Here is a 935-nt window from a genome sequence, read left to right on the forward strand (position 1 = left end):
GTTCGGGGGTTTGTGTCCGGTTGTGTGGTGAGGGGTTCCCCGGAGTGTGGCGGGATCGTGTCGTCCCGAGGGGATCTCCAGGGGTCGTTGTCAGTGGGGTGGGGCATGCTTGCGGACATGAGTGTGGATGCGGTCGAGGTTGCCGGTGTGGGCGTGGGCGCGGGGGAGTTGGGGCTGATAGACGGTGGGCTGGGCCGGCTCGAACGGGCGTTGCGGGAGTCCTGGGGGGCGGACACGTGCTCGCCGGACGACCTGGCCCGCGCCGGCTGGAGCCCGGCCAACCCCTCCTGGGGTCAGTGCGATGTCACCGCCCTGGTGGTGCACGATCTGCTGGGCGGCGAGCTGATGTGCGGGGAGGTGTACGCGGTCAACGGCGAGCGGCAGGGTTTCCACTGGTGGAACCGGCTGCCGGACGGCCGTGAGATCGACCTCACGCGGGACCAGTTCCGCGCCGGTCAGGTCGTCACGGAGGGGGTCACCGTGCCCCGCCCGGTGGGCCGCCCGCTGCGCCGGGCCGCGGAGTACACGCTGTTGCGCGGTCGTGTGCGGGCCCGACTCGGCAGGTGAGCGCGGGGCGGGCAGCGGTCGACGGGCGATCGGTTCCGGCCCCGGCCCCGGCCCCGGTTCCGGTTCCGGTTCGAAGACTGTGCCGACGCCGCCGGGGCCGGTTCGGGGCTGCGCCCGCACGCGGTCTCGTCGCGAAGCGCTGACCGGCGAGGGGCTGACCGGCGCGGGGCTGACCGGCGAAAGGCTGGCCGCCGAGGCGCTGACCGCTGAGGCGCGGCGCGGGTGGCACCACGTCGCCCTCGCCGCGGCCTTCGGCCATGAGCCCGTCGCTCGGCTGTGAGCGGCAGGGCGCCGCTCGGCTGCGGACTGGAGCGCGTGGCGGCCCCGGCCGACGGGCGGGTAGGGGGGCGGGGAGGGGCGGTCAGGCC

Annotated in this window: 2 protein-coding genes; both read left to right on the forward strand. The window is 75.1% G+C overall.

Annotated features, from left to right (window positions below; all coding sequences use genetic code 11):
• Positions 1–117 precede the first annotated feature (117 nt).
• A complete protein-coding gene (locus tag AB8Z75_RS35055) occupies positions 118–567 on the forward strand; it encodes a hypothetical protein (RefSeq protein WP_369209197.1) in 450 nt (149 codons plus the stop codon).
• Positions 568–646: 79 nt separating this feature from the next.
• A complete protein-coding gene (locus AB8Z75_RS35060; RefSeq protein ID WP_369209199.1) occupies positions 647–847 on the forward strand; it encodes a hypothetical protein in 201 nt (66 codons plus the stop codon).
• Positions 848–935 lie beyond the last annotated feature (88 nt).

Origin of the sequence: Streptomyces sp. PU-14G, from assembly GCF_041028275.1 — a bacterium.
Lineage (GTDB): Bacteria > Actinomycetota > Actinomycetes > Streptomycetales > Streptomycetaceae > Streptomyces.

Bases quoted from the DNA above. Each gene is read 5' to 3' on its own strand.
- AB8Z75_RS35055 (WP_369209197.1), top strand. From the start codon at position 118: ATGAGTGTGGATGCGGTCGAGGTTGCCGGTGTGGGCGTGGGCGCGGGG.